22 protein-coding genes are annotated in these 22717 nt (G+C 74.1%); 17 read left to right on the forward strand and 5 right to left on the reverse strand.

The features are described 5' to 3' along the window. Positions 1-7 precede the first annotated feature (7 nt). Both ACQEVB_RS11855 and ACQEVB_RS11860 read left to right on the forward strand, forming a co-directional pair. Positions 8-1330: a PspC domain-containing protein gene (locus tag ACQEVB_RS11855; protein WP_432968951.1), complete on the forward strand. Its 1323-nt coding sequence runs from the start codon at positions 8-10 to the stop codon at positions 1328-1330. Next, the gene (locus tag ACQEVB_RS11860; RefSeq protein WP_432968954.1) at positions 1327-2001 is read left to right on the forward strand and encodes a response regulator; all 675 of its coding nucleotides are present in this window, start codon (positions 1327-1329) and stop codon (positions 1999-2001) included. The genes ACQEVB_RS11855 and ACQEVB_RS11860 overlap by 4 nt, the downstream gene beginning before the upstream one ends. A 6-nt stretch (positions 2002-2007) precedes the next feature. Here the strand turns inward: ACQEVB_RS11860 and ACQEVB_RS11865 are convergent, their stop codons facing one another. The 3 genes from ACQEVB_RS11865 to ACQEVB_RS11875 all read right to left on the reverse strand — a co-directional run bounded on the left by ACQEVB_RS11865 (position 2008) and on the right by ACQEVB_RS11875 (position 4204). Then, positions 2008-3153 carry a hypothetical protein gene (locus ACQEVB_RS11865; protein ID WP_432968957.1) on the reverse strand — a complete coding sequence of 382 codons (1146 nt, stop codon included), beginning with the start codon at positions 3151-3153 and terminating at the stop codon, positions 2008-2010. 380 nt (positions 3154-3533) lie between these two features. After that, a complete protein-coding gene (locus ACQEVB_RS11870; RefSeq protein WP_432968960.1) occupies positions 3534-3854 on the reverse strand; it encodes a hypothetical protein in 321 nt (106 codons plus the stop codon). Between the two features lie 56 nt (positions 3855-3910). After that, on the reverse strand, positions 3911-4204 hold the full coding sequence (locus ACQEVB_RS11875; RefSeq protein WP_432968963.1) for a chorismate mutase: 294 nt from the start codon (positions 4202-4204) through the stop codon (positions 3911-3913). Between the two features lie 206 nt (positions 4205-4410). Here ACQEVB_RS11875 and pcrA point away from each other — a divergent pair, with 206 nt between their 5' ends. Genes pcrA through ACQEVB_RS11890 form a run of 3 tightly spaced genes read left to right on the forward strand, consistent with a single transcriptional unit; the run spans position 4411 to position 7980 of the window. Beyond that, positions 4411-6765 (forward strand): DNA helicase PcrA, encoded by a 2355-nt coding sequence (gene pcrA, locus ACQEVB_RS11880; protein ID WP_432968966.1) that lies wholly within the window; start codon positions 4411-4413, stop codon positions 6763-6765. A 59-nt stretch (positions 6766-6824) separates the two neighbouring features. Next, on the forward strand, positions 6825-7394 hold the full coding sequence (locus tag ACQEVB_RS11885) for a Uma2 family endonuclease (protein ID WP_432968969.1): 570 nt from the start codon (positions 6825-6827) through the stop codon (positions 7392-7394). Further along, entirely contained in the window at positions 7387-7980 is a 594-nt protein-coding gene (locus ACQEVB_RS11890) for a Uma2 family endonuclease (protein ID WP_432968972.1), read from the forward strand. Before ACQEVB_RS11885 ends, ACQEVB_RS11890 begins: the two co-directional genes overlap by 8 nt. On the opposite strand, the gene ACQEVB_RS11895 is transcribed toward ACQEVB_RS11890, so the two are convergent. Continuing rightward, positions 7969-8298, reverse strand: coding sequence for a MerR family transcriptional regulator (locus tag ACQEVB_RS11895; protein ID WP_432968975.1), 330 nt, complete (start codon positions 8296-8298; stop codon positions 7969-7971). The two genes, ACQEVB_RS11890 and ACQEVB_RS11895, sit on opposite strands and share 12 nt — an antisense overlap. Positions 8299-8351: 53 nt before the next feature. Here ACQEVB_RS11895 and ACQEVB_RS11900 point away from each other — a divergent pair, with 53 nt between their 5' ends. Beyond that, positions 8352-9491, forward strand: a complete 1140-nt coding sequence (locus tag ACQEVB_RS11900) for an MFS transporter (protein WP_432968978.1) — start codon at positions 8352-8354, stop codon at positions 9489-9491. Here the strand turns inward: ACQEVB_RS11900 and ACQEVB_RS11905 are convergent. Further along, positions 9472-10500, reverse strand: a complete 1029-nt coding sequence (locus ACQEVB_RS11905; protein WP_432968981.1) for a M23 family metallopeptidase — start codon at positions 10498-10500, stop codon at positions 9472-9474. The genes ACQEVB_RS11900 and ACQEVB_RS11905 overlap by 20 nt on opposite strands. Before the next feature lie 680 nt (positions 10501-11180). On the opposite strand from ACQEVB_RS11905, the gene sucC reads away from it, so the two are divergent. The 11 genes from sucC (at position 11181) to ACQEVB_RS11960 (ending at position 22712) form a co-directional block, all read left to right on the forward strand. Further along, a complete protein-coding gene (sucC, locus tag ACQEVB_RS11910) occupies positions 11181-12350 on the forward strand; it encodes an ADP-forming succinate--CoA ligase subunit beta (RefSeq protein WP_432968984.1) in 1170 nt (389 codons plus the stop codon). A 5-nt stretch (positions 12351-12355) separates the two neighbouring features. Next, positions 12356-13243, forward strand: coding sequence for a succinate--CoA ligase subunit alpha (gene sucD / locus ACQEVB_RS11915; protein WP_432968987.1), 888 nt, complete (start codon positions 12356-12358; stop codon positions 13241-13243). A 109-nt stretch (positions 13244-13352) separates the two neighbouring features. Then, positions 13353-14270: a DUF5336 domain-containing protein gene (locus tag ACQEVB_RS11920; RefSeq protein ID WP_432968990.1), complete on the forward strand. Its 918-nt coding sequence runs from the start codon at positions 13353-13355 to the stop codon at positions 14268-14270. A gap of 83 nt (positions 14271-14353) precedes the next feature. Further along, entirely contained in the window at positions 14354-15799 is a 1446-nt protein-coding gene (locus ACQEVB_RS11925; protein WP_432968993.1) for a cell division protein PerM, read from the forward strand. A 45-nt stretch (positions 15800-15844) separates the two neighbouring features. Beyond that, the gene (locus ACQEVB_RS11930) at positions 15845-16267 is read left to right on the forward strand and encodes a DUF1707 SHOCT-like domain-containing protein (RefSeq protein WP_432968996.1); all 423 of its coding nucleotides are present in this window, start codon (positions 15845-15847) and stop codon (positions 16265-16267) included. Between the two features lie 145 nt (positions 16268-16412). After that, the gene (gene purN, locus ACQEVB_RS11935; RefSeq protein WP_432980305.1) at positions 16413-16973 is read left to right on the forward strand and encodes a phosphoribosylglycinamide formyltransferase; all 561 of its coding nucleotides are present in this window, start codon (positions 16413-16415) and stop codon (positions 16971-16973) included. After that, positions 16970-18526 carry a bifunctional phosphoribosylaminoimidazolecarboxamide formyltransferase/IMP cyclohydrolase gene (gene purH, locus ACQEVB_RS11940; RefSeq protein ID WP_432968999.1) on the forward strand — a complete coding sequence of 519 codons (1557 nt, stop codon included), beginning with the start codon at positions 16970-16972 and terminating at the stop codon, positions 18524-18526. Before purN ends, purH begins: the two co-directional genes overlap by 4 nt. Positions 18527-18628: 102 nt before the next feature. After that, positions 18629-19225 carry a hypothetical protein gene (locus ACQEVB_RS11945; protein WP_432969002.1) on the forward strand — a complete coding sequence of 199 codons (597 nt, stop codon included), beginning with the start codon at positions 18629-18631 and terminating at the stop codon, positions 19223-19225. A 215-nt stretch (positions 19226-19440) separates the two neighbouring features. Further along, the gene (locus ACQEVB_RS11950; protein ID WP_432969005.1) at positions 19441-20145 is read left to right on the forward strand and encodes a ribosomal RNA small subunit methyltransferase A; all 705 of its coding nucleotides are present in this window, start codon (positions 19441-19443) and stop codon (positions 20143-20145) included. 65 nt (positions 20146-20210) lie between these two features. Then, a complete protein-coding gene (locus ACQEVB_RS11955; protein WP_432969008.1) occupies positions 20211-20915 on the forward strand; it encodes a hypothetical protein in 705 nt (234 codons plus the stop codon). A gap of 6 nt (positions 20916-20921) precedes the next feature. Continuing rightward, the gene (locus tag ACQEVB_RS11960) at positions 20922-22712 is read left to right on the forward strand and encodes a DNA polymerase Y family protein (protein ID WP_432969011.1); all 1791 of its coding nucleotides are present in this window, start codon (positions 20922-20924) and stop codon (positions 22710-22712) included. Positions 22713-22717 lie beyond the last annotated feature (5 nt).

Genomic DNA, 22717 nt, shown 5'->3' on the forward strand with positions numbered 1-22717 from the left:
ACCCACCATGGGGGGTGCCCCCGAGTCCACCCCGAGGTTTCCCCCGATACCCCCGGGCCGGAACCCGTGTGACGATTGCTGCGTGACCGCGACACCCCTTCCTGTGCGCCCGTCCACGGCGCCGCCGCTGCTGCGCCACCGCAGCGGGCGGTTCGTGGCCGGGGTGGCCGGTGGCATCGCCGACCACCTCGGCGTCCGGGTGCTGTGGGTGCGGGTGGCGTTCGCGCTGCTCGCCGTCGTCAACGGGGCCGGCCTCGTCGCGTACGGCCTGTTGTGGATGTTCGTGCGGCAGGAGCAGGCCGACGTCGAGCGCGACGTGCCGCGGTCGGAGCGGCAGCAGGCGCTCGGCCTCGCCGCGCTGGGCATCGCGGTCGCGCTCGCCGGTTCGGCCGCCGGCAGCCCGGTGATCGGGTGGGTGGTCGGCCCGCTCGGCGTCGCGGCCATCGGTGCGGCCGTGGTGTGGCGCGAGGCCGACGAGTCGCAGCGCAGGCGCTGGACGCAGGGCGCGCGGCAGACCAGCGCCTCCACGATGGCGCGGGTGATCGCGGGCGCGGCGTTCGTCGCGGTCGGGATCGCGGTGTTCCTGCTGGCCAACGTCGAGATGGGGCAGCTGCAGTTCGCGGTGCTGGCCGTGGTGGCCACCCTCGCCGGCGTCGCGGTGATCACGGTGCCGTGGTGGCTGCGGCTCATGCGTGACCTGGGCGAGGAGCGCCGGGAACGCATCGTCGAGGCCGAGCGCGCGGAGATCGCCGCGCACCTGCACGACTCCGTGCTGCAGACGCTGGCGCTGATCCAGCGCCAGTCCGACCAGCCGCGCGAGGTGCTGCGGCTGGCCCGCGGGCAGGAGCGCGAGCTGCGGACCTGGCTGTACGGCCCCACCGGGTACGGCCGGCGCAGCGGCACCGATCCCGCGCTCGACAGCGGCTTCACCGATGCCCTCACGAAGGCGGCCGCCGAGGTGGAGGACACGTACGCGAAGGACGTGCGGCCGGTCGTCGTCGGGGGCGACCGGCCGCTCGACGACGGGCTGCGCGCGCTCCTGCTGGCCTCGCGCGAGGCGATGGTGAACGCTGCGAAGCACTCCGGCGCCGACGAGATCAGCGTGTACGTGGAGATGGAACCGGCCGAGGTCAACGTGTTCGTGCGCGACCGCGGGGTCGGGTTCGACCCGGACGCGGTGCCGGCGGACCGGCACGGGCTGGCCGACTCGGTACACGGCAGGATGGAGCGCCACGGCGGTTCCGTCCGGCTGCGCACCGGCCCCGGCGACGGCACGGAGGTGCACCTGCGGATGCCGGTGGACGAGAAGCACGACGAGGAGCAGGCATGACCGCGGAGACCAGCGAGCAGGACCCGATCACTGTGTTCCTCGTCGACGACCACGGGCTCTTCCGGTCCGGTGTCCGGGCGGAGCTGGAGCGCGCCGTCCCCGACGTCACCGTGGTGGGCGAGGCGGGTTCGGTCGACGAGGCGGTGGCGGCGATCCGGCACCTGCGCCCGGCCGTGGTGCTGCTCGACGTGCACATGCCCGACGGCGGCGGCGCCGAGGTGCTGCGGCGGATCCGCCCGGAGCTACCGGACGTCGTGTTCCTGGCCCTGTCGGTGTCCGACGCCGCCGAGGACGTCATCGCGGTGATCCGGGCCGGCGCCCGCGGCTACGTCACGAAGACGATCTCCGGCCGGGAGCTGGCCGACGCCGTGCGCCGGGTGCACTCGGGCGACGCGGTGTTCTCACCGCGGCTGGCCGGGTTCGTGCTGGACGTGTTCTCCGACCGGCCCGGCGCCGCCCCGCACACCGACCCCGAGCTGGACATGCTGACCCCGCGCGAGCGGGACGTGCTGCGGCTGCTGGCGCGCGGCTACGCCTACAAGGAGATCGCGGGCGAGCTGTTCATCTCGGTGAAGACGGTCGAGACGCACGTGTCGAGCGTGCTGCGCAAGACGCAGATGTCGAACCGCTACGAGCTGTCGCGCTGGGCGTCGGACCGCAGGCTGGTCTGACGGCGGTCAGCCGCCGAGCAGGCCGCCGGCGAGGCCGGTGACGGCGCCGACGAGGCCGCCGGAGTCGCCGCCGGATCGTGAGTCGTCGCCGGAGCGGTCGGAGCCGCCGTCGCCGGAGTCGTCGCCGGAGTCGTGGTCGCCGTCACCGTCATCGCCACCGTCGTCCGAGCGGGACGCGTGGCGGTCGGAGTCGTCGTCCGAGTCGGACTCGCTGCTCTCCGCCTTGGCGTGCCGGCCACCCGACTTCTCGGAGCTGCCCGTGACGCCGCCGAGCAGCGATCCGAGCAGGCCCTTCGACTTCGACGAGGAGGATTCCTCCGACGCGCGCTGGTGCTTGTCGCCGTCGGAGGAATCCTCGTCGTCGGAGGAGCGGGGAGCGGACGAGGTGAGGGTGTCGGCTGCGCCGAACAGCAGGTCCGTGACCGGCTTGGTGGCCGGGAGGGCGTCGGTGAGCGGCGCGGTGGCCGACTTCAGGGTCTTCGGCGCGTCCTTCACCGTCTTGCCGAGGCCGCTGACGACCCCGCCCACCGCCGATCCGCCGGTGTCGACGAGGTCGCCGACGGCGCCGCCGACCGGACCCAGGACCGGGAGGTCCTCGGTGGTCTCCCGGACGGTCCCGCCGAGGCTCTTGCTGGTGTCGCTGACCGCGCCGCCGAGACCACCGCCGGACGAGCTGCTGTCGCCACCGCCCGACGTGCCGGCGGGCGAAGTGGTGTTGCTCGCGGGCGGCGGGGTGCTGCTGCCGCCGGTCACGCCGTTGCCGGCGACGCCGTCGGGAGCGGCCGCGAGTGCGCTCGGGAACGCGATGGGCGTCCAGTTCTGGGGCGGCGCGGTGCCGGCGTCGAGCGCGGCGGGCCGCGCGGTGCCGTCGATGACGGTGGTGCCGGGCGGCACCTCGCCGTCGAGCCGGCCCTGGCCGGGGTAGCTGCCGTCGCCCGTGCCGAGCGGGCTGGTGAGGGTGGCGTCGGTGAGTGCGGCGGCACCGAACACCGAGCCGGCGGCCAGCAGTGCGCCGGCCGCGACGGCGCCACGGCGCACGATCGCCCCGCGGTCGGGGCCTGCGGGCTGCTCGTCGTCGACCGGACGGGCCTGCGCAGGGATCGACCCGGCCGGGCGTGCGCCACCGCGCTCGCGCCGCAACAGGCTACGCACCGTGACGACCTGTGTACCGTCGTCGGCCGTCGATCCCTCGCGAGCCGGCGCCGGAGCGTTGCGGTTCAGGAGGTCGGCCACGGTGACCAAGCCTGCCGGAACCCGGCGCGGTTCACCTTGAGACGCCATCTGAGCCACCTTTGCGGTCCCCCCTTGGAGTGAACGAACAGCCAAATGTCTACCGGATGCCGAAGTGGCACACCAAGTGCCATTCATCCGCTCGCCGACGTTCACTCGGTCGGAGCATTCCCATTCATCGCCGGTGACCGACCGTTCGCCGGGTCGAAATGGGCCGAAAGATCATTGTTGAACCGCCTGCGACGACCCGATGGGCCGGATGGCGCATCGGGTCGTGGCGTGTGCAGTGAGTGACGAAGAGCTCAGTTCCCGCCGCGGAGCTGCTTGCGCGTGGAGTCGAGGCCCTGCTTCGCCACGAGGCCGGCGCCGCCCGCGATGAGCAGTCCGATGATGTCCCCCGGCACGCTCTCGCCCGCGGTGATCAACAGGCCGATCACGGCCGCCGCCGTCGCGCCGCCCGCGACCGCCCACCGCGACCTGACGAGATCGGCGGCACCGCCACCGGAGAGCCCGCGCTTCTTCGCCGCGTTGTTGAGCATGGCGAGGTAGCCGACGTACCCGAGGGCGACCAGCAGGCCGGCAACGGCCACCACTGCCGCGATGATGCCGATAATCCACGTCACACCGACCAGAGTGCCACGTCGGAGCCTGCGGGGGGCGGAAGCCGGGCCGCCCGGGGTCAGCGGGCGCCGAGCCGGCCGCGGCCCAGCCGCAGCAGCAGCATGCCCAGCTCGCGGCCCGCCTCGCCGAGGTCGGCGAAGCGGTTCAGCACGGCCATCTCCCGGCTGTAGACGATGCGCGGCCCACCGGACGCCATGCGCGCGCGGCCGATCCGCTGCGACACGGCCGTGCGCTGCTTGATCAGGTCGAGGATCGCGGCGTCGAGGCGGTCGATCTCCATCCGCAGCGCGGGGATCTCCTCTGCCGACGGGATGTCGGTGTCTTCGGGGGCGGTCTCGGTCACGGTGCTCATGGCCTTCCTCAAGGTCGATGTGGATCCGACCCGAGACGCGCGATGAGCCCCGGGTCCGTGGACTCCGGGGCGTCGTGGGGGCTGGTCAGCAGGCCACGGGCACCGGGATCCGGTACCCGTAGAAAAATCGATGGCTGATCAGCAACACACGAACAGTCTGCCACACGTCTCTCCTGTCAGGGCGCAGGTCTACCCTTTCGAACACCATGAGTGCGTTGTTCGAACTACCCGCCGAAGCCGTGCAGCCACGCTCCGCACGGGGGGCCAAGCTGCTGGAGGGGCTGAACCCCCGCCAGCGTGAGGCGGTCGTGCACGCCGGGTCGCCGTTGCTCATCGTGGCCGGCGCCGGGTCGGGCAAGACCAGCGTCCTCACCCGCCGCATCGCCTGGCTGCTGGCCGAGCGGGGCGTGCACCCCGGCGAGATCATGTCGATCACCTTCACCAACAAGGCCGCGGCCGAGATGAAGGAGCGGGTCGACGCGCTCGTCGGCCGCCGGGCCAACGCGATGTGGGTGTCCACGTTCCACTCGATGTGCGTGCGGATCCTGCGCCGCGAGGCGGCGCACCTCGGGGTGCGCTCGGCGTTCTCCGTCTACGACGCCGACGACACCCGTCGGCTCGTCGGGCTGGTGGCGCGCGACCTGGAGCTCGACCCGAAGAAGTTCGCGCCGCGCGCGGTCGCCGCGCAGATCTCCAACCTCAAGAACGAGCTGCTCGGCCCGGAGGACGCCGCGGAGCGCGCCACCAACACCTACGAGCGCAAGGTCGCCGAGGTCTACGGCGTCTACCAGGCGCGCCTGCGCACGGCCAACGCGTTCGACTTCGACGACCTGATCATGGAGACGGTGGCGCTGCTGCAGCGCCTGCCCGCGGTGGCCGAGTACTACCGGCGGCGGTTCCGCCACATCCTCGTCGACGAGTACCAGGACACCAACCACGCGCAGTACGTGCTGGTCCGCGAGTTGGTCGCCCCGGCAACCCCGAACGACGACCCCGGCGAGCTGTGCGTGGTGGGCGACTCCGACCAGTCGATCTACGCGTTCCGCGGCGCCAACATCCGCAACATCATCGAGTTCGAGCAGGACTTCCCCGACGCGCGCACGATCATGCTGGAGCAGAACTACCGCTCCACGCAGCTGATCCTCTCCGCCGCGAACGCGGTGATCGCGAAGAACCCCGGCCGGCGCGACAAGCGGCTGTGGTCCGACCAGGGCGACGGCGAGAAGGTCGTCGGCTACGTCGCCGACAACGAGCACGACGAGGCCGCGTTCGTCGCCGGCGAGATCGACCGGCTGCACGACCAGGGCGCCCGGTACTCCGACGTCGCGGTCTTCTACCGCACCAACTCGCAGTCCCGTGTCTTCGAGGACGTGTTCCTGCGGGTCGGGCTGCCGTACAAGGTCGTCGGCGGGGTGCGCTTCTACGAGCGCAAGGAGATCCGCGACGCGCTGGCCTACCTGCGCGTGCTGTCCAACCCCGAGGACACGGTGAGCATGCGGCGCATCCTCAACGTGCCCAAGCGCGGCATCGGCGAGCGCGCCGAGGAGACCGTCGCCGCCTACGCCGACCGCGAGCGCATCTCGTTCGCCGCCGCCCTGCGCACCGCGGCCGAGCAGCCCGAGCGGCTGCCCGGCCTGGCCACGCGCTCGCAGCGCAACATCGCCGCGTTCGTGCAGATGATCGACGAGCTCACGGAGATGGTGGAGCGCGGAGAGGAGACCGCCGAGATCCTGGAGGCGATCTACGCGCGCAGCGGCTACGCCGAGGAGCTGGAGGCCAGCGAGGACCCGCAGGACGGGTCGCGGCGGGAGAACCTCGCCGAGCTCGTCACCGTCGCGCGCGAGTTCGCCGGCGACGCCGCGGTCGCCGACCTCGCCGTCGAGCCGGAGTTCGACCCCAACGCCGGCCAGCCCGATCCCGGCGTGCCAGCACCGGGCTCGCTCGCCGCGTTCCTGGAGCGGGTGGCGCTGGTCGCCGACGCCGACTCCATCCCCGACGACGACGCCGGAATGGTCACCCTGATGACCCTGCATACCGCGAAGGGCCTGGAGTTCCCCGTCGTGTTCCTCACCGGCTGGGAGGACGGCGTGTTCCCGCACATGCGGGCCATGGGCGACCCGGCCGAGCTGGCCGAGGAGCGCCGTCTTGCCTACGTGGGCATCACGCGCGCCCGCGAGCGGCTGTACCTCTCGCGGGCGATGATGCGCAGCTCGTTCGGGCAGCCCAGCGCCAACCCCGCGTCGCGGTTCCTCGCCGAGGTGCCCGACGAGCTGATCGAGTGGCGGCGCTCGGCCCCTGAGCGCTCCGCGCCCGTCGGGCGGTTCGGGTTCGGCCGCCGGCCCGGCGCCACCGACCGCGGCGACTGGAACGTGCCCAAGGCCAACCTCGCCCCGTCGATCCACCTCGAGGTGGGCGACCGGGTCAACCACGACAAGTACGGCCTCGGCACCGTCGTCGAGTCCGACGGCGCCGGCGTGCGCGCCACCGTCACCATCGACTTCGGCAGCAACGGCCGGGTGCGGCTCATGCTCATCGGCGGGGTGCCGCTGCAGAAGTTGTAGGAACCGCGGGGTCGCGGGAGCCGTCAAAGGCCTGTGACAATCGGCGGGGGAGGTCGGGCATGTCGGTCGAGACGGTTGCCGAAGCAGCGCAACACCACTCCGGTGTCTGGGCTGCGCGCGCGTACTTCAGCCTGGGCGAGACCGACGAACGGGTCGAGCTGGTCGACGGGGCGCTTCTCGTGAGCCCGCTCGCCATGCGTCCGCATCAGCGGCTGGTCAAACGTCTGACCATGGTGCTCGACGGAGGCTGCCCCGAGGACTTCGAGGTGTTCCCCGGGCTGAACGTCGAGCTGGACTCCGCGAACGTGCGGATCCCGGACGTCGTGGTGGCCCGCCGGGGCGGCAGCGACGAGTTCGCGCGCGCCGCGGACGTCCTGGTCGTCGCCGAGATCACGTCCCGGAGCAACTTCCGTCAGGACCGCATCATCAAGCACGGTCAGTATGCGCAGGCTGGAATCCCCTTCTACCTGCGCGTAGATCTCCACCTCGGAGTGGAGGACCTCACGGCCACGGCGTACGAACTGGTCGGCGGTCGGTACGTCGAGCATGCGTCGGCGCCGGACGGTGTGCTCCGCATCGTGCGACCTTGGCCGGTGGAGATCGACCTGCGGGCGGCCGCGCGTGGCTGAGGGGCCGGGCGCCGACACCGACGTCGACCCGGTGTTCGGGGCGATCGTCCGGGCCCGGCAGTGGACCGACGACGACGTGCTCGCGATCGGTGCCACCCCGGCCCGGGTCGAGCACGTCGACGGTCAGCTCCTCATCCAGCCTGCCGACGGCCCCGAGCACGACCGGCTGGTCGCGCGCGTGGCCGAGGCACTGGGCCGGTCCCGGCCCGCCGGGGTCGACGTGGTGATCCGCGCGCGGGTGCGGCTGTGGCCCACGCACATCCGCATCCCCGACGTCACGCTGCTCCGCCCCGGCCCGGATCCCCGCGTGACGGAGGTGTCCGACGTTGCTCTGGTCTGCGAGGTGACTGCGCCGGGGGTGTTCGAGCACGACACGAGGTGGAAGCACGTCGACTACGCGGAGGCGGGCATCCCGTTCTACGTCCGGGTCGACTTCCACCGCGGTGTCGAGGACCTGACGGCCACAGCGTTCGAGCTGGTCGGCGGTCACTTCGTGGAGCTGGCGCACGCCCCGGACGGGGTGCTGCGGCTGCAGCGGCCGTGGCCGGTGGAGATCGATCTGCGGGCCGCGGCCTCAGGCCAGTAGGCCGTCCAGGATCTCCTGCGCCGCGGCCAGGCTCGCCTGCTGCGCGGCCATCCGGCGGCGTTCGACCAGCAACCGGTCTCGGCAGTCCGCGAGCAGCAGTTCGGGGCCGTCCAGGCAGGCGAGGATCTGCCCGATCAGCTCCAACCGCAGGCCGGCCGAGAGCAGGAGCTGCACGTGCCCGACGGTCTGCACGGCCGCCGGGTCGAACTCGCGGTAGCCGTTGGCGGTGCGCCGCGGCTGCAGCACGCCGCGCTCCTCGTAGAAGCGCAGCGCGCGCACGCTCACCCCCGTGCGCCGAGCCAGCTCACCGATCCGCACGGCGCCTCCCGGGCTTGACCCTCACGTATACGTGAGACTTTAGCGTCGCCGCCATGATCCTGATGTTCTGCGTCTTCGCGGTCACGACGGGCGAGTTCGTCGTCGCCGGGTTGCTCCCCGACGTCGCAGCGGGCGTCGGCACGACCGTGGGGGCGGCCGGTCAGCTGGTCACCGCCTACGCGCTCGGCATGATCGTCGGCGGCCCGCTGGTCACCGCCGCGACCGCGCGGCTGCCGCGGAAACCGCTGATGGTGGGGCTGCTCGTCGTGGCGGCGCTCGCCAACGCCGCCGCCGTACTGGCTCCCACGTTCCCCGTCCTGCTCGCGACCCGGGTGGCGGCCGGCCTGACGACCGGCACGTTCTTCGCGCACGCGATCGTCGTCGCGGTGCGGTCGGCGCGGCCGGACCGCGCCGGCAGCGCCGTCGCTCGGCTGGCGTTCGGCATGAACCTGGCGATGATCGTCGGGGCGCCGCTGGGCACCGCCGTCGCCGACGTGTGGGGCTGGCGGTCGACGTTCGCGGCCGTCGCCGTCGGCTGTGCGATCGGGGCCGTCCTCGTCGGCACGTCGGTGGTGCCCGACGACGATCGCCGGGCGTCGGTCCGCGGCGAGCTGCGCGAGCTGGTCCGGCCGCCGGTCCTGCTGGCACTGGCCGTCACCGCCGTCGGCAACGCGGGGGTCCTGATGGTGTTCAGCTACCTGGCGCCGCTGATGGTCCGGGTCGCGGGGCACGCCGACGGCGCGCTGCCGGCGCTCATCCTGGGGTACGGGATCGGGGCGACCGCGGGCGGCCTCGCCGGCGGGGCGTTCTTCGACCGGTACCCGCGCGCGGCGCTGCCTGCCCTGTTGGGTGCGCTCGCGGTGGTGCTCGCCGCGGCCTGGAAGCTCGCCACGGCGCCGCTGCCGGCCGCGATCGTCGTGGTCCTGCTCGGCGCGCTGGCCTTCGCCGTCGTCCCGGGCATGCAGGCGCGCGTGCTCGCGGCGGCCACGGGGGCGCCGACGCTGGCGGTCGCGGTCAACGCGTCCGGCTACCAGCTCGCTGCTGCGGCCGCGGGGCTGCTGGGCGGTCTGCTCGTCGACTCGTCGGCCGGCCCGCAGAGCATCTATCCGGCCGCTGCCGCGCTCACGCTGGGCGGGCTGGCACTCGTCGCGGTGGCGACGAGGCGGCTGCGGGTCACAGCCCCGGGAACGTGATCCCGTGCTTGGCCAGCCAGGGGATCGGGTTCAGCTTGGCGCCGTCCTCGTCCCAGATCTCGAGGTGCAGGTGCGGGCCGGTGGACTGGCCGCGGTTGCCCACCTCGGCGATCTTCTGGCCGGCCCTGATCTCCTGGCCGACCGACACGAACATGCGGTTGACGTGCCCGTACACGCTGCGGGTGCCGTCGGGGTGGCGCAGCACGACCCACAGCCCGAACCCGCTGGCCGGTCCGGCCTCCTCGACCTCGCCGTCGGTGAGCGCGTAGATCGGCGTGCCGATGGCGTTGGCGATGTCGATGCCGTAGTGGGTGACGCCCCAGCGGGCGCCGAAGAGCGAGGTGAGCCGGCCGAGCGCGGGCCGGACGAACGCCTCGCCGTCGACGACGTGCGCCTCCGACGCGCCGCCGGCCAGGGCGGCCTTGATGATCTTCGACTGCTGGGCGTACTGCTCGCCGAGCGCTGCGGCCTTGGTGAGGCTCTTGATGTCGAGCTCGGAGCCGGGGTCGAGCCAGCCGGCGGGCTGGGCCTTCTGGTCGCCGCCGGTGGGGTTGACCGCGAACTGCGGTGCGTCGCTGCCGTTGTCCCCGGTGGCGTTCTCGCTCAGGTTCGAGACCGCCGCGACGGGCAGGAGCGCGCTCGTCGACTCCTCGGCGGGGAAGAACGCACTCGCGAACGTCTGACCGGCGGCGACGACGGCGCCCGCGGCGACGGCGGCCATGGTGGCGCGCCCGTGCATCGCCGAGACCGGCGGCGGGGGCAGGCGGCGCAGCTCAGCGGCGGGGGTGCGGGTGCCGGGCGCAGGGTGGTGGCGGACCTGCGGCGTCGCGGCGCGGGCCGAGGTGGGCGCACCGGGCGGCGGGAGGCGGCGCACCTGCATGGTGGCGTCGGTCGCCGAGATGCGCGCCGAGGTGGGCGCTGCGACGCGCCCAGGGGGCGGCGGGGTGGGCCGCGTAGGGGTCGTCGGGGCAGGCGGCATCGGGAGGCGGCGCACCTCCGGAACCGTCACGACGCGGTATCTCGCCGTGCGATCGGGGTCTGCCGCCTCGGCGCCGCTGGGGGAGCGGTGGCGCGCCAAGACCGGCCCTTCTCGACAGTGACCGCCGGCTGGGGGTTCCGGCGGCGTGCCCGGGTGCGCGCACCGGTCGCGGGCTGGGGATCCCGCGCGGTTCCGATCGGGGTCGGGTCCGCGCAAGCCGTGACCGGTCCGTGACTCGGACCCGGGGAAGGTAGCGGGCGCGGCGCTCGCGCGGCAACCAGGGGTACGGCGTGTCGGGTGCCCCCGTTGGGCCGACAGGACGAAGGTTGTCGGATCCACCACGCTGTGACGATGGCCGCAAGGGGCCCGTGGACCTGGGTGATCTCCGTCGGGCGCCTCACCGGTACGGGTGAACGCGGTGGACACGCACTGCACGCGCACTGCTCCGACCGGTGGTCGAACGTGACCGACGTCACTGCTCCGGCGTGCCCGGGTGGCCTGGTCCGGGTGGCGCAGCGGCTGTTGAAGCCCGGGTCGCGAGCGGTACCCGTCGGTAGCGCCCGGCGGCCGTGATGACGGTCACCGGCCCAGGTCAGGAGGGGTGCGACGGGCATGGCTAGGGTCGTCGCGAAGCGTCCGGAAGGGCGTCGCCGGGCCGGTCGGCGACCTGCGGGCCCGACAGCAGCGTGCACAGCGGAGTGGGAGAGCCAGTGGATCTCTACGAGTACCAGGCGAAGGAGCTCTTCGCCGCACACGGAGTCCCGGTCCTGCCGGGCAAGACGGTGTCGACGGCCGACGACGCCGCCGCGGCGGCGGCCGAGCTCGGCACCGCCGTGGTCGTCAAGGCGCAGGTGAAGACGGGCGGCCGCGGCAAGGCCGGTGGCGTGAAGCTCGCCACCACGCCGGACGAGGCGCGTGAGAAGGCCACCGCCATCCTCGGCCTCGACATCAAGGGCCACACCGTGCACCGCGTGCTGGTCACCGAGGCCAGCGACATCGCGGAGGAGTACTACTTCTCCTTCCTGCTGGACCGCTCCAACCGCACGTTCCTCGCCATGTGCTCGGCCGAGGGCGGCATGGAGATCGAGCAGCTGGCCGTCGAGCGCCCGGACGCGCTGGCCCGCATCCCGATCGACGCGATCACGGGCGTCGACAAGGCGAAGGCCGACGAGATCGTCGCGGCCGGCAAGATCCCCGCCGCCGTCGCCGACCAGGCCGCCGAGGTCATCGTCAAGCTGTGGGAGACGTTCGTCGCCGAGGACGCCACCCTCGTCGAGGTGAACCCGCTGGTCCGCGACCCGCAGGACAAGGTGGTCGCGCTCGACGGCAAGGTCACCCTCGACGGCAACGCCGACTTCCGCCACCCCGAGCACGCCGCGTTCGTCGACGAGCTCACCGAGAACCCGCTCGAGGCGAAGGCCAAGGCCAAGGGCCTCAACTACGTCAAGCTCGACGACGGCCAGGTCGGCATCATCGGCAACGGCGCGGGCCTGGTCATGTCCACCCTGGACGTGGTCGCCTACGCCGGCGAGAAGCACGGCGGCGTCAAGCCCGCCAACTTCCTCGACATCGGCGGCGGCGCGTCGGCGCAGGTCATGGCCGACGGGCTCGACGTCATCCTCGGCGACCCGGACGTCAAGAGCGTGTTCGTCAACGTCTTCGGCGGCATCACCGCGTGCGACGCGGTCGCCACCGGCATCGTCGAGGCGCTGAAGATCCTGGGCGACTCGGCCACGAAGCCGCTGGTCGTGCGGCTGGACGGCAACAACGTCGTCGAGGGGCGGCGGATCCTGGACGAGGCGAACCACCCGCTCGTCACCCAGGTGGACACCATGGACAACGCGGCCGACAAGGCCGCCGAGCTCGCTGCGGGGGCCTGAACACCATGTCGATCTTCCTGACCGAGAACAGCAAGGTCATCGTCCAGGGCATCACCGGCGGCGAGGGCACCAAGCACTCGACGAAGATGCTCGCGGCCGGCACCAACATCGTCGGCGGCGTGAACGCCCGCAAGGCCGGCACCACGGTCACCATCGAGGGCAAGGAGCTCACGGTCTTCGGCACCGTCGAGCAGGCCATCAAGGAGACCGGCGCCGACGTCAGCGTCGTGTTCGTGCCGCCGAAGTTCGCCAAGGACGCCGTGATCGAGGCGATCGACGCGGAGATCCCGCTCGTCGTCGTCATCACCGAGGGCATCCCGGTGCACGACTCCGCCTACTTCTGGGCGCACGCGTGCGCGAAGGGCAACAAGACGCGCATCATCGGCCCGAACTGCCCCGGCATCATCAGCCCGGGCAAGTCCAACGCCGGCATCATCCCGGCCGACATCGCGGGGCCCGGCAAGATCGGGCTCGTGTCGAAGTCGGGCACGCTGACCTACCAGATGATGTACGAGCTGCGCGAGATCGGCTTCTCCACCGCCATCGGCATCGGCGGTGACCCGGTCATCGGCACCACGCACATCGACGCGCTCGAGGCCTTCGAGGCCGACCCGGAGACCGCCGCGATCGTCATGATCGGCGAGATCGGCGGCGACGCCGAGGAGCGGGCCGCGGCCTACATCAAGGAGAACGTGACCAAGCCGGTCGTCGGCTACGTCGCGGGCTTCACCGCCCCCGAGGGCAAGACGATGGGCCACGCCGGCGCGATCGTGTCCGGCTCCGCCGGCACCGCGCAGGCCAAGAAGGAGGCCCTCGAGGCCGCCGGTGTGAAGGTCGGCAAGACGCCGAGCGAGACCGCCGAGCTGATGCGCCAGATCGTCGCCGCGCTCTGACGCCCGTCCCCGCTCCGGGGCGCCCTGCGAGGCGCCCCGGAGACGGGATACCGTGGAGATACAGGTACGACGGACCGCGGGAGTCCGCTCGGAGGGGAGTACCGCGAGCATGACCCAGCAACCGGCACAGCAGCCACCGGCGGCCGCCGCGGACGCGGCGAGCGCCGCCGGCGACGCCGATCGCGGGACCGCACTGGCCCGGCTCCTCGGCCTGGTCGCGGCCGGTCTCGGCCTGATCGTCTACATCGTCGACTTCTTCGCCGCCACGCCGCTGTCGGTCTCGCTGCCCGGGGCGCTCGTCATCGGCGGCGGGCTGCTCGCCGCGACGGCGGCGCTGCCGAAGGTCACCGGGGTGCTCGCGCCGGCGGCCGTCGCGGTCGTCACGGGCACGCTCGGGCTCCTGCAGGTCGTCGCGGCGGGCTCGTCCAGCACGACCACGATCATCATCCTGGTGCTCGCGTTCCTGGCGGCCGTCGTCACCGTCGGCGCCGTCCTGCTCTCGACGGGTGTCGTCGCCCCGCCGGCGCCGCGGCCCCGCCAGCCGCAGGGCTACGGCCAGCCGGGCTACGGCGGCTACGGCCAGCCCGGGTACGGCCAGCAGCCCGGCTACGGGCAGCAGCAGCCCTACCCCGGCTACGGCCAGCAGCAGGGTTACGGCCAGCAGCAGCCGCAGACCTTCCCGGGGTACGGGCAGCAGCCCGGCTACGGGCAGCAGCCGGCCCAGCAGCCCGGGTTCGGGCAGCAGCAGCCGGCGTGGGGGCAGCCCCCGGCGGCGCCGCAGGCCGAGCCGGCCGCCGCGAACTGGTACTCCGGTGCCACCGAGTCGCACACCGTGGGATCCGTGGACGCCACCCCCGGCTACCGCACGGAGAGCGCCAGCACGCCGCCCGTCGGGCAGCCGGCCGCGAGCCCCGAGACCGGGCCGTCGCCGACCGTCGAGGGTGAGGAGTCCGCCGGTCAGGGCGACGGCTACGAGCGCACCACCCGCTTCATCAAGCCCGGCGAGCGGTCCTCCTCCAGCGACTGAGACCGGGCAGCCGGTGGTGTGAACCGGGCCGCCGTCGGCGTGCCTAGCGGGATCGACGCGCCGACGCTGCGACCCTGGACCACGTGACCAGCACGCTCGACCACGACGGCCCGCCCGACGTCGCACCCGGCCCCCTGCCGGTCGCCGGCTTCGACCGGCTGCAGGTGCTGCTGTCCGCCGCGATGGGCACGGTGCTCGTCAGCTACGCGCTGCTGGTGCCGGCGACCGCGTTCGTGATGGCCACCGGCGGGGCCGGCATCGTCCTGGACGCCGCCTTCGCCGCGACCATCCCCGTGTGGTTGGCCGCCCACCAGATCCCGCTCGCGCTCGGCGGGCAGCCGCTGTCGGTGCTGCCGCTGCTGCCGACGGGGCTCGTCGTGGCCGTCACCGCGGTCGGTGCCGGCTGGGCGGTGCGCCGGTTGGGCGGCCGGTTCCGGGCCGACGCCGGCGCGGTGCTCGCGTCGATCGCGGGGGCGCACGCGGCCGTCGCGGTGCTGGGCAGCGCGCTGCTGCCGCGGGCTGCGGCCGTGGACGCGGCACCGTGGGCGGCGATGGTCGGTGGCGGGCTCGTCGCCGGGGTGGGTGCCGGGATCGGTCTGGTGCGCCGGTGCGCGCTGCCTGCGGATCTGCGTGCCCGGGTCCCGTCGTGGGTCGGCCCGGGCCTGCACGCTGCGGGGCTGGCGCTGCTCGGGCTGCTGCTGTCGGGCGCGGTGGCCGTCACCGTCTCGCTGGTGCTGGGCGCGCCGGTCGTGGCGTCGGCGTACGGCGGGTTGGCGCCCGGGTTCTGGTCGGGTGCGGGTGCCACGCTGGTCGCGGTGGCGTACCTGCCGAACGCGGTCGTGGCCGGCACCAGCTGGGTGCTCGGGCCCGGGTTCGCCGTCGGCACGGGTACGGCGTCGATCTTCGCGTCCTTCCCGCCCGCGAGCCCGTCGAGCTTCCCGCTGCTGGCGCTGCTGCCGTCGGTCACGCCGCCCGCGTGGACGCTCGCCGTGCTGCTCGCTCCGATCGGGACGGGCGTGCTGGCCGGGCGCCGGTGCCGGCGGGTGTCGGCGGTGACCGGACGCGTGCCCGCCGCGGCCGTCGCGATCGGTGTCACCGCGCTCGCGGTCGGGCTGCTGTCCGTGCTCGCGGGTGGCCGGCTGGCCGCGGGCGCGTTCGACCCGGTGTCGGTGCCGGCCGGGCTCGCGACGGCGGCCGTGCTGTTGCTGGTCGGGGTGCCGGCGCTGCTCGTCGCCGGGGTGACCCGCCGCGGCGAGCCGGACGAGGCGGAGTGGTCCGACGAGGCGGACGTGTCCGACGCTGCCGACCCGGTCGTCGACATCCCGCGGCCGCGGACGGTCGCCGAGCTGGTGGCGATGCGGGAACGGCAGGCGGCAGAGGCGGCAGAGGCGGCGGAGGCGGCGGAGGCTGCGGAGGCCGAAGCGGCGGCGGTGGAAGCGGAGGTGCCCGACGAGCCGGTCGTCGAGGACGAACCGGACCCGTCCGGGGAGAACGTCGTGCAGTTCGATCGGCGCCGCCGGCGAACCTGACATGTCGTTGTTGACATGTGAATTGGGACATGTCATCGTTGGTCCATGACCAACGATGACGTGCGCATCGGCGACGCCGAGCGCGAGCAGGTGGCCCAGCGGTTGCACGTCCACGTCGGCACCGGCCGGCTCGACCTGGCCGAGTTCGAGCGGCGCGTCGACGCCGTGTACGCGGCCCGCACCCGTGGCGAGCTCGCCAGCGTCCTCGCCGACCTGCCCGAACGGGCCCCGCGTCCGGCCGCCCCCCGTCCGACGCGCGGCCGGATCGTCGCCGCGGCCTGGGCGCCGTGGGTGCTGGCGAGCACGATCAGCATGGTGGTCTGGCTGGCCACCTCGCTCGGGGCGGGCGCGCTGCTCTACTTCTGGCCGATCTGGGTCATGGGTCCGTGGGGTGCGGTACTGCTGCTGGGCCCGGTCGCCGGCGCGGCGGCGTTGCCGGGGTGCAGGACGGTCGCGCCGCGGGCGTGAGCCGCGCCGGGTCACCTCCGCGCCGTGGCCCTCGGTGGCCCGCTTAGGGTGGGGACCTGTGTCCGCGTCCCTTCGCCCGTCCCACCGGGTCGTCCTGCCCGAGCCGGCGCGGATCGTGGTGCTCCTGTCCGGTTCCGGCACCCTGATGCAGGCCCTCCTGGACGCCACCGGCGAGCCCGGCTACCCGGCGCGGATCGTGGCCGTCGGAGCCGACCGCGACGGCATCGAGGGCCTGAGCCGGGCCGAACGGGCCGGCGTGCCGACGTTCGTCCGCCGCGTCGCCGACGCGCCCGACCGGGCCTCCTGGGACGGCGCGCTCGCCGCCGCCGTCGCGGAGCACCGGCCGGACCTGGTGGTGAGCGCCGGGTTCATGAAGATCGTCGGCCCGGCGTTCCGGGACGGCATCGGCTGCCCGATGCTCAACACGCATCCCGCGCTGCTCCCCGCGTTCCCCGGCGCCCACGGCGTCGCCGACGCGCTCGCCTACGGCGTCAAGGTCGCCGGCGCCACCGTGCACCTCGTCGACGACGGGGTCGACACGGGTCCGGTGCTGGCGCAGGCGGCCGTGCCCGTCGAGCCCGGCGACACCGTCGAGACCCTGCACGAACGCATCAAGACCGAGGAACGACGGCTGCTCGTGGAGACCGTCGCCGCGCTGGCTCGCAAGGGGGCCACCGTGACCGGACGAGAGGTGACTTTCCCGTGACGGAACGCAAGCCGGTCAGCCGGGCCCTGATCAGCGTCTACGACAAGGCCGGCCTGCTGGACCTGGCCACGGGCCTGCACGCGATGGGCGTCGAGATCGTGTCGACGGGCTCCACCGCGCAGCGCATCGCCGAGGCCGGCGTGCCGGTGACGCCGGTCGAGCAGCTGACCGGGTTCCCCGAGTGCCTCGACGGGCGGGTGAAGACGCTGCACCCGCGGGTGCACGCCGGCCTGCTCGCCGACACCCGCAAGCCCGAGCACCTCGCGCAGCTGGCCGAGCTGGGCATCGCGCCGTTCGACCTGCTGGTGTCGAACCTCTACCCGTTCACGCAGACCGTGGCGTCGGGGGCGACGCCGGACGAGTGCGTCGAGCAGATCGACATCGGCGGGCCGGCCATGGTGCGGGCGTCGGCGAAGAACCACGACAGCGTCGCCGTCGTCACCGACCCGCAGATCTACGACTGGGTGCTGGAGCAGGTGAAGGAGGGCGGTTTCCTGCTGGCGGACCGGCGCCGCCTCGCCGCCGACGCGTTCCGGCACACCGCGAGCTACGACGTCGCCGTCGCGTCCTGGATGGGCAGCGTGCTGGCCCCCGAGCGGGATGCCGGCCCGTTCCCGTCGTGGGTGGGGGCCACGTGGGAGCGGCGCGCGACCCTGCGCTACGGCGAGAACCCGCACCAGCCCGCCGCGCTCTACACCAACGGGCGCGGCGGCATCGCCGAGGCGGAGCAGCTGCACGGCAAGGAGATGTCGTACAACAACTACGTCGACGCGGACGCCGCCTGGCGAGCGGCGCACGACCACGACGGCGTCTGCGTCGCGATCATCAAGCACGCCAACCCGTGCGGCATCGCGCTCGGCACGGACGTCGCCGAGGCCCACCGCAAGGCGCACGCGTGCGACCCGGTCAGCGCGTTCGGCGGCGTCATCGCGACGAACACCGAGGTCAGCGTGGCGATGGCGGAGCAGCTGGCGGACATCTTCACCGAGGTCGTGCTCGCCCCCTCCTACGAGGACGGGGCCGTCGAGCTGCTCGCCCGGCGCGCGAACCTGCGGGTGCTGCGGCTGCCCGGCGACGTCGCGCGGACGGGCGCCGAGCTGCGCGCGATCTCCGGCGGGCTGCTGCTGCAGCACCGCGACGCCGTCGACGCGCCGGGCGACGACCCGTCGACCTGGACGCTCGCCACCGGCGACCCCGTCGACGACGACACCCTCGCCGACCTGGTCTTCGCGTGGCGCGCCTGCCGCGCCGTGAAGTCGAACGCGATCCTGCTGGCGGCCGATCGGGCATCGGTCGGGGTCGGGATGGGACAGGTCAACCGGGTCGACTCGTGCCGGCTCGCGGTGAGCCGGGCCGGTGACCGGGCACGCGGGTCGGTGGCGGCCTCCGACGCCTACTTCCCGTTCCCGGACGGGCCGGGCGTGTTGATCGACGCCGGCGTGCGCGCGATCGTGCAGCCCGGTGGCTCGGTGCGCGACCACCTCACGACCGAGGCGGCCGCGAAGGCGGGCATCACCCTGTTCCACACCGGGGTGCGGCACTTCGCGCACTGACCGGCCGCCGCAGCATCGGAAAGTCCCCCTTGTCACACTGCCTGAAGAGGGCCACTGTGTTCGGCGTCACATGTCCGTCGAACCAGGAGGTGCCCCATGTTCATGCAGGTCATACAGGGCAAGGTCGCCGACAGGGCAGGACTCGAGGCGGCGATCAGGCGGTGGGACGAGGAGCTCGCGCCGGGCGCGGTCGGCTACCTCGGCTCCACCGGTGGGTTCACCGACGACGGCATGTTCGTCGTTCTCGCACGGTTCGAGTCGGAGGACGCGGCTCGCCGCAACAGCGAACGGCCGGAGCAGGGCGCCTGGTGGGCCGAGACGGAGAAGTGCTTCGACGGCGAGGTCACCTTCATGGACTGCGCGAACGCGTCCACCTGGCTGGCCGGTGGCTCGGACGACGCCGGATTCGTGCAGGTCATGGAGGGCCACAGCGCCAACCGTGAGCGGATGTTCGAGATGATGGAGACCTACGCGGACCGGATCAAGGAAGGCCGCCCGGAGATCATCGGCGGCACGGTCGGCACCTATGGCACCGACGGCTGGGTCGAGGCCATCTACTTCACCTCCGAGGCCGAGGCGAGGGAGCACGAGAAGATGCCGCTCCCGGACGACATCGCCGAGGCGATGGCGCAGGAGATGCCCTCCGACGTCCGCTACCTGGACCTGCACGAGCCGGTGCTCGTCTCGGCCAGGAGGTAGCGGTCACCGACTCCCGTGCCCGGCGAGGCCGTGCGGCCGCCGGGCACGGGAATCCCGTTGCGCCCACCCGTAGCGTCACAGGCATGAGCTGGACCGCTGCCATCCGGCTGCGCCGCGTCACCCGGACGCCGCGCCGCTGATCCCTGCCCTTCGGGGCGCCGCGTGGCCGTCCGATCAGGAGTCCCTCTCCGATCGACGTGAACGCAGGTCCTCGCATGTCCGCGCACTCCCGCCGCTTCGTCGGCGGCCGCCATGAACTCGGCCAGAACTTCCTCACCGACCACCGCATCGCCGCGCGCATCGCGCGGCTCGTCCCGCCCGGCCCGGTCGTGGAACTGGGCCCGGGCGACGGTGCCGTCACCCGGCACCTGGTCCGCCGCCCCGACCCGCTCACCGCCGTCGAGCTCGATCCGCGGCGCGCTGCCGCGCTGGAGCGCCGCTACGGCGACCGGGTCACCGTCGTGCACGGCGACATGCTGCGGTTCCGTGAGCGGCGGCCGCACCACATCGTCTCCAACGTGCCGTTCGGCATCACCACCCCGCTGCTGAGACACCTGCTCGGGCAGCCGGGGTGGGGCACCGCCGTGCTGCTCCTGCAGTGGGAGGTGGCGCGCAAGCGGGCCGCGGTCGGCGGCACCAGCCAGCTCACCGCGGTGTGGTGGCCGTGGTTCGACTTCGGCCTCGCCGGACGGGTGCCGGCGGCCGCGTTCCGGCCGCGCCCGTCCGTCGACGGCGGGGTGCTGGTGATGGCGCGGCGCGACCAGCCGCTGCTCGAAGCGGGCCGGCGCGGCGCCTACCAGCGGTTCGTCGTGGAGGCGTTCCAGGTCGGCCGGGTCGGCCGGCGGCGGCCCCGCGACCTCTCCGCCCCTGATTGGGTGGCCGCGTTCGGCAGTCTTGCCGGGCGACGGCGTGCGACCTAGAATCGAACAGAAGTTCGAGCACCGTCTTCCCCGCGGTGATCCGACCGCGGGAGAGGTCTGTCGTCATGTCGCACGGTGCTGCGGTTCGTGATGCCCCCGAGGAGCGGCTCGCCCTCGCCAGAGGGGTGCTCGCCAAGGCGGAACGGGCCCGGTACTCCGATCCCGATCCGACGGCCCTGCCCGTCGCGCCGCCGCTGACCCGGCTGCTCCCCGGGCTGCGGCGCGGGTCCACGGTGGCGATCCCGGAACCGGCCGGGGCCACGTCCCTGTTGTTCGCGCTGCTGGCTGCGGCGTCGGCGGACGGGGCGTGGGTGGGGATCGTCGGCCGTCCCGACCTCGGCATGCTCGCCGCCGCCGAGGCCGGGCTCGCGCTGGAACGGGTCGCGCTGGTGCCGGCACCCGGCGCCGACGTCGTGGCGGTCACCATGGCGCTGCTCGACGGGATGGACGTCGTCGCCGTGGCCCCGGGTGGGCAGGTGCGGGCCGCGGAGCGGCAGCGCCTGGCGGCCAGGGCTCGCCAGCGCGGATCGGTGCTGGTGGCGCTGGGGCCGTGGCAGGGCGCCGACCTGGAGCTGCGCTGCTCCGACCGGAGCTGGACCGGGCTCGCCCCCGGCTCGGGCCGGCTGCGCGCCTGCCGCGCCGTGGTGCGTCGCGGCGGGCGCGGCTCGGCCGGACGGGCCCGGGAGGCGCGGCTCCTCCTGCCCGGGGCCGAAGGACGGGTGACGACCGAGGCGACGCAGGGGGCGGCGCCGATCCGGGCGGCGGGGTGAGCGAGCGTGACGGAGCCGGCGCGCGTGCTCGTCGTCTGGGTGCCCGACTGGCCGGTCGTGGCCGCGGCGCTCGCCGCGCACGTGCCGCCCGACCGGCCGGCCGCCGTGGTGGCCGCCAACCGGGTGCTCGCCTGCTCGGCGCCGGCCCGTTCCGCCGGGGTGCGGCGCGGCCTGCGCCGGCGTGAGGCGCAGGCCCGCTGCCCCGACCTCGCCGTCCTCCCGGCCGACCCCGACCGCGACGCGCGCGCGTTCGAACCGGTGGTGGTGGCCGTCGAGGAGCTGGCGCCGGGCGTGGAGGTGGTGCGGCCCGGGCTGGTGGCACTGCCCGCGCGCGGCCCCGCCGGGTACTTCGGCGGCGAGCTGCGCGCCGCCGAACGGATCGTCGACCACGTGGCCGCGCGCGCGGGCGTGGAGTGCCAGATCGGGATCGCCGACGGGCTGTTCGCCGCGACGCTCGCCGCGCACCGCGGGCTCGCGGTCGCCCCCGGCGACACGCCGGCGTTCCTCGCGCCGCTGGAGGTCGCCGAGCTCGACCGCCAGCCCGGCAGCGACCGCGCGGAGCTGATCGACCTGCTGCGCCGGCTGGGCCTGCGCAGCCTCGGCGCGTTCGCCGAGCTCGACGCCGCCGACGTCGCGTCCCGCTTCGGCGCCGACGCCGTGCTCGCGCACCGGCTCGCCCGCGGGCTCGACCCCCGGCCGCCGGTGCGCCGCGCGCCCCCGGAGGAGCTGACCGTCTCCCGCGAGCTCGACCCGCCCGTCGACCGGGTGGACGCGGCCGCGTTCGCCGCCCGCGGGTTGGCGACGCGGCTGCACGCCGGCCTCGCCGGGCACGGGCTGGCCTGCACCCGGCTCGGGATCGGCGCGCGCACCGGCGAAGGCGAGGTGCTGCACCGGGTGTGGCGGTGCGCGGAGCCGCTCACCCCGTCCGGCACCGTCGACCGGGTCCGCTGGCAGCTCGACGCCTGGTTGGCCCGAGGTTCGTCCGGGGAGCTGGTGGAGCTGTGGCTGGTGCCGGAGGAGACCGTGCCGGCCGGGGCGCTGCAGCTGGGCCTGTGGGGCGACACCGGGCCCACGGACGAGCGGGCCGGCCGGGCGCTGGTGCGGGTGCAGGCGCTGCTGGGGCCGGAGGCCGTGGTCACCGCGGTGCTCGTGGGCGGCCGCGACCCGGCCGAGCAGGTGCAGCTGGTGCCGTGGGGCGACGACCGGGCGATCGAGGGCGCCGTCACCGACGCAGTGGCCGAGCCGCCAGCCGCAGCGCCGGGTCCGGTGGCTCCCGCCGAGCAGGTGTGGGACGAGCTCGGTCCCAGCGACGCCCCGTCGACGGCCCCGGCCGGCTGGCCCGACGACGTGGTGCGCCGGCACGGGCGCACCCCCGTGTCGGTCGCCGAGCCCGGCACGGTGCGGTCCACGAACCGCCGGCGTCCGCCGCCACCGTCCCGCACGTCCACGTCGCGCACGATCCGCGAACCGCCCGCGCCGTGGCCGGGACGCCTGCCCTCGCCGTCGCCCGCGACGGTGCCGGCCGAGCCGGTGCCGGCGCAGCTGCGCGCCGCCGACGGGCAGCCCGTCGTGCTCCGTTCCGCAGACCAGGTCTCGGCGGAGCCGCACCGGCTCGCCGTCGATGGCGGCCCGGAGCTGGAGGTCACCGGCTGGGCCGGCCCGTGGCCGGTGTGGCGGCGCTGGTGGGTGCCGGGGCCACCGGTCACCGGGCGGCTGCAGGTGGCGTGCGCGGACGGCTCGGCGTTCCTGCTGCTCGCGAGCGAGGGCCGGTGGTGGGTGACGGGCGTATACGACTGATCGCG

It is taken from the genome of Pseudonocardia sp. CA-107938, assembly GCF_050936315.1.
In the GTDB taxonomy this organism is placed as follows: domain Bacteria; phylum Actinomycetota; class Actinomycetes; order Mycobacteriales; family Pseudonocardiaceae; genus Pseudonocardia.